Raw genomic sequence first — 7,575 nt, 5'->3', positions numbered from 1 at the left:
CCGGCTGGGGCGGGGCGGGGCGCGCTTCCGCAGCCGCCGGCGTTCGCCGGGCTGCTGGCCCGGGTGACGCCCGCCCGCATGCTCGACGACTATGACGACCTCTACGACCACGTCCTGACCCGCGCGCGCGCCGCATGAGCCGCCCACCGCGCATCCTCCACCTGTCGAGCCTCTATCCGCCGCACATCGTCGGCGGCGCGGAGCGATCGGTCAGCATGCTGGCGGAGGCGCAGGCGGCAGGCGGCTGGGACGTCGCCGCCGCCTGCCTGACCCCCGGCGAGCCGGCGGAAGAATCGCGCAACGGCGTCCGCGTGTTCCGCATGGCGCACGGCAACGACTTCTGGCTGGAGGACTGGCCGTCCCACACGCCCCGCCAGCGCGAATGGGCCAAGTTCAAGCAGCAGGCCAATTTCGCGATCGAGCGGCGGTTCGGCGACGTGATCGACCGCTTCCGGCCCGACCTCGTCAACACTCACTCGATGGTGGACATCTCCACCCGCGTCTGGCGCGCCGCGAAACGGCGGGGCGTGCCGGTCGTCCACACGCTGCGCGATTTCGACCTGCTGTGCGCGGCGAGCTCGATGTTCCGCGAGACCGGGCCGTGCACGCACCGGCACCTCAAGTGCCGCGTCCTAACCTTCACCAAGCAGTTCGACCAGCGCGTCGTGTCGGCCGTCACCGCGGTCGGCGAGGGGGTGCTGGCCCGGCACCTGCGCTATGGCTTCTTCGATCACATCCCGCCCGCCCGGCGACAGGTGATCTGGAACACGGCCAAGGTGGAGGGGGTCGACGCCGGCTATGCCAAGCCGCCGCTCGCCGGCCCGATCGTGTTCGGCTATCTCGGCCGGATCAGCCCCGAAAAGGGCGTCGACACCCTGTTGAAGGCGGTTCGGCTGTTGCCGGCGGCCGGATGGCGGCTGCTGATCGCCGGCGCGGCGCTGGCGTCGCTTGCCCCTTACGAGCAGCTCGCGCGCGGGTTGCCGGTCGAGTTCATCGGCTTCCAGGGTCCAAGGGCGCTGTTCGACCGCATCGACTGCCTCGTCGCGCCGTCGCTCTGGGCGGAGCCGCTCGGACGGACGGTGCTGGAGGCGTATCAGGCGCATGTGCCGGTGATTGGCGCGCGCAGCGGCGGCATCGCGGAGATCATCGCCGACGACGACTGGCTCGTCCCGCCCGGCGACGTGCCCGCGCTGGCGGACCGGATGCGGCGCGTGCTGGCCGAGGGACGTCCCCGATCCCCGCAAGGGCGTGACCGCGTGGTCGCGCGGACCACGCCCGAAGCGGTCGCGACCGCGTTCGCGGGGATGTACGGCGCCGTGCTGAGCCGCCCCGACCTCGCGCCCGACGCCCCCGTTCAATAGCCGACGCCCCCGTTCAATAGCCGACGCCCCCGTTCAACAGCCGACGCCCCCGTTCAACAGCCGCCGCCCGCGCTCAATAAGCGCCGCTGCCGCTCAGCACGCTTCGCACGGTCGCCGCCAGCATGCGCGCATAAAGCCGCGGCGACATCCGCCGCGCCATCAGGCTGTCCATCGCGACGCGCCGCCGATAGCCGATGTCGTTGCGGCCGCTGATCTGCCACAGCCCGGTGATCCCGGGTCGCACCGAGCAATAGTCGACGAAACGGCGGCCATAGCGCCCGACCTCCGCCGCGACGATCGGGCGCGGGCCGACCAGGCTCATCTCGCCGCGCAGGATGTTGAACAGCTGCGGCAGCTCGTCGAGGCTCGTCTTGCGCAGGACGCGGCCGATCGTGGTGACGCGCGGGTCGCGGCGCAGCTTGTGATCGCGGTTCCATTCCGCGCGCGCGACCGGATCGGCCAGCAGGAGGCGGGCGAGGCGCGCATCGGAATCGCGCGCCATGGTCTGGAACTTGAAGCACAGGAACGTCCTGCCGCCCTTGCCATAGCGGCGATGCCCGTAAAGCGGCGATCGCCCGCCCGTCGCCCAGATGACGAACGCCAGCGCCAGCATGAGGGGAGACAGGAAGATCAGCAGGACGAAGGCCAGCGTGACGTCCGTCACCTTCAGCAGGGAAGACTCGAGACGGCTCGCAGCTTTCGGGAGCTTGGGACGCCTTGCATCCGCTTTTCCGGTGGTCATCAGGGCGAAACGCCAGGCCAGGCATTTGGTGGCCAAGAATTGCCGGTCCCACGCCGACAATCTCCGCCTTTCGGGTAAGCATCCATCAAAAGGCATGATTATTTTTGGAACGCGTACCGTTATACAATCAGGTTAAGATCGCCGGACCGCAGATACATCATTCGTCTATAAGGACCAGACGGTCGGGTTCTTGGGCAGGTGCCGCCTTGATGATCGGGCGGCGGCTATCCTTGTCCAAAAGAACCGCCGCAAGCCAGCCGAAACCGGGGAAGATCGTGACGGCGCTGATCGTTGATGGAGGACGCATGTCTGTTTGCGACGCATTCAGGACGATATCGGTGTCGCTGGCGATGGCGGCGGCATCGTCTTCGCCAGCCCAGCCGGCCGGAGCCCAATCGTCCAGCGCCCAGCTGTCCGGGGGGTCGGGGCCGTCCACCGGCAGTCCGGCGCCGGAGCTGCCGGTGTACAGCTACGCCCTGTCCGGCGGCGACCGTGTCCGCGTGGTGGTGTTCGGCGATCCCGCGCTGGGCGGCGAGTTCACCATCGGCGGCTCCGGCCTCATCGCGTTGCCGCTGATCGGCGACGTCGATGTCCGCGGCCTGACCTCCACGCAATTGCAGGCCCGGATCGCCGCCCGCCTCGCGGACGGATATCTCAAGGACCCGCGCGTCGCGGTGGAAGTGCTGTCGACCCGGCCGTTCTACATCCTGGGCGAGGTCAACAAGCCCGGCGAATACGGCTTCGCCAACGGCCTGACGATCTTGGGCGCGGTCGCGGAGGCCGGCGGCTTCACCTATCGGGCGAGGACCAGGCAGGTGCTGATAAAGCACGCGGGCGAGGGCGCGGAAACCGTCTGCGACGTCACCGCCACGACCATGGTGGCGCCCGGCGACACCATTCGCGTGAAAGAGCGGTGGTTCTGACCCTTTCACCCGCCAGTCGACGGCTCGCCCGCGCCGTGTCGTTGCTCGCCCCGACGATCGGCGCGGGGACGCCGGCCGCGGCGCAGCTGCTGCAGGACGCGCCCACCGTGGTCGTGCCGCCGGAGCCGCCGATCGCCACCGGCCAGTCGGTGTTCGCGCGACAGCAACCGGTGGGCGTCGCCGACAGGGTGCTGCCCGCCTTCTCCGCCCATGGCACGACGATCGGCGCGTTCGACCTGTTCCCGGCGGTGTCGATCGGCGGCCTGTATGCGTCCAACGTCCTGGCCAACAACGAGGACCGCCGCAGCGACATCGCGATCGTGGTCCGGCCCGAGATCACCGTGCGGACGAGCACCGGACCCTATCGGATCGCCGCCTATGGTCGCGGCGACATCAGACGCTATGCGCACCAGACGAGCGAGGACACCGAGGAGGTGCTGGGCGGCGTCGAGGGCAGCGTCGCGCTCGGGTCGTTGAGCAGCATCACCGCCGGGGCGAGCTATGGCTCGCTGATCGAGCCCCGCTACGCCTCCGACTCCCCCGTCAACGCGGCCAAGCCACTGGAGTACGACGCGTTCTCCGCCTTTGGCAGCGCGACGATCGAGGGCGCCAGCACGCGCGTCATCCTGCGCGGCGGGGTCGTCAGCCTGCGGTTCGGCGAGACGCCCGGCACCGACGGGGGCCTTCTCTACACGCGCGATCGCGACCGGACGCGCTACCAGGGTCTCGTTCGGCTGGAGCGGGCGCTCAGCCCCGCCGTGTCCGTCTATGGCGCCGCGACCGGCAACAGGATCACCTACGCCGTCGACGCCGTCGGAGATGGGGATGGCTCCGGGGCCGGAACGCGCGACTCGACCGGTTTCGGCGTCTATGCGGGTTCGAGTTTCGAGGTCACGTCGCTGATGCGGGGCGACGTGCGCGTCGGCTACATCCGCCAGGACTTCGACCGCCGCGGCATCCGCCCGCTGTCCGGCATCGGCGCGCTGGGGACGCTGGTCTATTCCCCCAGCGGCCTGCGGACGATCACCGGCAAGGTCGAGAGCAGCATCGAGGACAGCGGCGTGCCCGGCAGCGGCGGCTTCCTGCATCGCGGCGGCTCGCTCCGCGTCGACAACGAGTTGCGACGCTACATCGTCCTGTCGCTCGAAGGCGGGTATTTCCGCGACACCTATCGCGGCCTGAACCGGCAGGACCGCCTGCCCTACGCCGACGCGGGCGTGACGTACCTGTCCCGCGGCCACTGGAACGCGCGGCTCGGCTACCGGTACCTCGCGCGCAGCTCCGGTCAGGCGTCGGGCGTGGCCAGCTTCGACGACCACCGCGTCTCCGTGACGCTGACCCTCCAGGACTGATCGAGGACACCTGCAATGGCCACCCTTCCAGCGAGACCCGACGGCCTCCGGCCGATGCTCGCGCCGGTCGACCGGCCGGCGCCGTCGACGGGCGTGATCGACCTCGTCAACGCGTATCGCCGTCACCTGATGCTCTTCATCCTCGTGGCGGGCGGGATCGTCCTGTCGGTGCTGGCGCTCACCCTGCTCCAGACCCCGCGCTACACGGCGAGCGCCACGCTGGTGATCGCGCCGCATCCGGCGGAAGTCGGCTCCGACCGGACGACGCCGCTGAGCGACCCGGCAGCGGATTCGAGCGTCGACACGCAGGTCGAGCTGCTCAGGAGCCGGACGCTCGCCGGCCTCGTCGTCGATCGCCTGAGACTGGCGGACGCGCCGTACTTCGACGAGCTGATGCACGATCCCTCGTGGCGCGACAGCGTGCCGTTGCTCGCGACGTCACGGAGAGAGCTTACGGCGTCCACGCGGCGCGACGCCGCGATCGAACGGCTGCAACGCGGCCTGGACGTCCACCGCACCGCGCAGACCTTCGCGCTGACCCTGACGTTCGAGCACCGGGACCGCGTGCTCGCGGCCGCGATCGTCGACACCTTCGTCCGCGCGTTCGTGGTGCAATCGGGCGCCGTCAAGCGCGAGGGGTCCGACGCGGCCGACGCGCTGCTGCGCGGACAGCTGGCCGGCGCGCGGCGGGAGGTCGAGGCCGCCGACGGCGCGCTCGGCCGGTACAAGGTCGCGCACAGTCTGATGAGCGTTCAGGGCGGCACGATCGCGGAGGAGCAGCTGTCGACGCTCGACGGCCAGGTGGCGCTCGCTCGCGCCGGCGAGGCGGAAGCCACCGCCCGCCTCCAGACCGCGCGCCAGCAGCTCGCGCACGGATCGTCGGGCGACGATCTGGGCGAGGCGCTGGGATCGCCCGTCATCCAGCAGTATCGCAGCCAGCGCGCGGTGCTGAGCGCGCAGGTCGCCGATCTGAGCGGTCGCTATGGCCCCAAATACCCGCCGCTCGCCGCCGCACAGCGCCAGGTCGCCGACCTCGACAAGCAGATCCAGGGCGAGATCAACCGCACGATCAACAATCTGGAAGCGCAACGCGAGGTCGCCTCGCGGCGCACCGGCTCGCTGGCGGGCAGCGCCGGCGGCGCGCGGGCGCAGGTCGTCAGCAACAACGTCGCCTCCATCGCGCTGGGCGGGCTCCAGCTGCGCTCCGACACCGCGCACCAGAGCTATGCCCAGCTGCTCACCCGGCTGAACGAGATCGGCACGCAATCGGCGACGACCCGGTCCGACGCCCGGGTCGTCAGCTTCGCGGCGGTGCCGGTCAGGCCGAGTTCGCCCAACCTGCCGATCAACCTGCTGGTCGGCGCGTTGCTGGCCACCGCGATCGGCCTGGGCGTCGTCTTCCTGCGGCAGGGGGCGGACCATGGCATCCGGACGCTGGAGGATGTGGAGGGCCGTCTCCAGCTGCCGTATCTGGCGGGACTGCCGACGCTCGGCTCCGCGGTGCGCCGCGTCGGCGGCAGCGATCCGATCAGCGCGCTCGTCGACCACAGCGGGTCCGCCTATGCCGAAGGGTATCGCAACCTCGCGGCGTCGGTGCTGCAGGCGTCAGGCTCCGGCGAAGTGCGCACGATCGCGCTCACCTCCGCCCTTCCCAACGAGGGCAAGACGACCGCCGCGATCGGCCTGGCGCGGATCGTGGCGATGAGCGGCGTGCCGACGGTGCTGGTCGACGCCGACATGCGCAGGCCCAGCATCGCCAACGCGCTGGGCCTGCGTCCCGCCGTCGGGCTGCAACAGGTCCTGGAGGGCGAGGCGACGCTGGACGAGGCGCTGATGCCGGACGCCGACAGCCCGCTCACCATCCTGCCGATGCTGCGAACGGGGCTGACGGCCTCGGGCGTGCTCGGGAACGGCGGCTTCGACACGCTGATCGACGACCTGAAGAGCCGGTTCGAGGTCGTCATCTTCGACGCGTCGCCCGTGCTGCCGGTCGTGGACGGACGCCTGATCGCCAAGAAGGTCGATGCGACCGTCCTTCTGGTGCGCTGGCGCAAGACGCCCGACGCGGCGGTGGAGATGGCGATCCACCTCCTGCAATCGCTGGGCGCCAAGCTGACCGGGGTCGCGCTGAGCCGCGTGGACCTTCATGCGCTCGCGCGATCGGGCTACGGCGATCCCGCGCAGTTCATGGGGTCCTACAGCAGCTACTACACGAACTGAGTGGGCGGGATGCTGTCCAGCGACCCACGCGGCATCGGCAGGGGGCTCAGCACCGAGCTCCTCCTTCACCGCCTGCGCGGGTCGAGCGCGCTGTCCCCGGCCGAGATCGAGCTCGTCCTGTCGCTGGGGGAACAGCCCAAGTTCCACGCGCCGGGCACGACGATCTGTCCGCACGAGGACGGCAGCCCGCATCCCCGGCTGATCGTCGGCGGATGGGCCTGCCGGCCCCGCATCCTGCCCGATGGCCGCCGCCAGATGCTGGGGCTGCTGTTGCCCGGCGACCTGATGGGCGATCGCGGCGAGCGGCGGCCGCTGGCGCTCAATCCGGTGATCGCGCTGACCGTCGTGCGGACGATCGGCGTCGGACGGCTGGTGCAGGCGATCCGGACCCGGCCGGAGGAATATGCCGGCATCGCCCGCGCGCTCGCCGCCTTCGAGCGCGGCGAGGAGATGGTCCTGCTCGACCATGTCGTCCGCCTCGGCTGCCAGAACGCGCCACAGCGGTTGTCGCACCTGCTGCTCGAACTGTACCATCGGCTGTCGGCGATCGGCTTCGTCCACAACGGCTCGTTCCCGATGCCGCTGACGCAGGACGCGCTGGGCGAGCTGCTCGGGCTGAGCCTGGTGCACGTCAACCGCATCGTCGCCCAGTTGCGCCGCGAGAAGATCGTGTCGATCCGCAGCGGCGTGGTGACGGTCGAGAACTTCGCCAAGCTCGCGCTGCTTGGGGACAGGGCCGATCCGACCCGCGCCGGCGCGGTCGCCTGACCGCGCTCGCGCGCCCATGCGTCCGCCCGCCCATGCGCCCGCCCTCCCGCCGATACGGTCTTCAGGCGAGTCCGTTGGCACCCGCGGGCATGAAGCCGCCGACGCCGGTTCCGGAAAGATAGATCAGCTTCAGGACCTGGCCGCCCGTCCGGGTGAACGGGATCGGCCGGCCCGCGGCATCGGGGATGTCCGACCCCGCGCCAGATCGG

Annotated in this window: 7 protein-coding genes; 5 read left to right on the top strand and 2 right to left on the bottom strand. The window is 70.6% G+C overall.

The features are described 5' to 3' along the window. Positions 1 to 134 precede the first annotated feature (134 nt). Positions 135 to 1,361, top strand: coding sequence for a glycosyltransferase family 4 protein (locus HUV01_RS09710; protein WP_174298073.1), 1,227 nt, complete (start codon positions 135 to 137; stop codon positions 1,359 to 1,361). A 73-nt stretch (positions 1,362 to 1,434) separates the two neighbouring features. Here the strand turns inward: HUV01_RS09710 and HUV01_RS09705 are convergent, their stop codons facing one another. Both HUV01_RS09705 and HUV01_RS09700 read right to left on the bottom strand, forming a co-directional pair. Then, complete coding sequence (locus HUV01_RS09705; protein ID WP_254606538.1) at positions 1,435 to 2,025, bottom strand: sugar transferase; 591 nt, start codon at positions 2,023 to 2,025, stop codon at positions 1,435 to 1,437. Positions 2,026 to 2,260: 235 nt separating this feature from the next. Further along, entirely contained in the window at positions 2,261 to 2,539 is a 279-nt protein-coding gene (locus tag HUV01_RS09700; RefSeq protein ID WP_174298068.1) for a hypothetical protein, read from the bottom strand. 25 nt (positions 2,540 to 2,564) lie between these two features. Between HUV01_RS09700 and HUV01_RS09695 the strand changes: the two genes are divergently transcribed. Genes HUV01_RS09695 through HUV01_RS09680 form a run of 4 tightly spaced genes read left to right on the top strand, consistent with a single transcriptional unit; the run spans position 2,565 to position 7,366 of the window. Continuing rightward, positions 2,565 to 3,026, top strand: coding sequence for a polysaccharide biosynthesis/export family protein (locus HUV01_RS09695; protein WP_254606536.1), 462 nt, complete (start codon positions 2,565 to 2,567; stop codon positions 3,024 to 3,026). Further along, positions 3,017 to 4,378 carry an outer membrane beta-barrel protein gene (locus tag HUV01_RS09690; RefSeq protein ID WP_174298071.1) on the top strand — a complete coding sequence of 454 codons (1,362 nt, stop codon included), beginning with the start codon at positions 3,017 to 3,019 and terminating at the stop codon, positions 4,376 to 4,378. Before HUV01_RS09695 ends, HUV01_RS09690 begins: the two co-directional genes overlap by 10 nt. A gap of 15 nt (positions 4,379 to 4,393) precedes the next feature. Continuing rightward, on the top strand, positions 4,394 to 6,598 hold the full coding sequence (locus HUV01_RS09685) for a GumC family protein (RefSeq protein ID WP_174298070.1): 2,205 nt from the start codon (positions 4,394 to 4,396) through the stop codon (positions 6,596 to 6,598). A 9-nt stretch (positions 6,599 to 6,607) separates the two neighbouring features. Next, on the top strand, positions 6,608 to 7,366 hold the full coding sequence (locus HUV01_RS09680) for a Crp/Fnr family transcriptional regulator (RefSeq protein ID WP_174298069.1): 759 nt from the start codon (positions 6,608 to 6,610) through the stop codon (positions 7,364 to 7,366). Positions 7,367 to 7,575: the final 209 nt, after the last annotated feature.

This window comes from Sphingomonas bacterium, assembly GCF_903643035.1.
In the GTDB taxonomy this organism is placed as follows: domain Bacteria; phylum Pseudomonadota; class Alphaproteobacteria; order Sphingomonadales; family Sphingomonadaceae; genus Sphingomonas.
The sequence above is the reverse complement of the archived record's forward strand: the minus strand, read 5'-3'. Positions and strand labels throughout refer to the sequence as shown.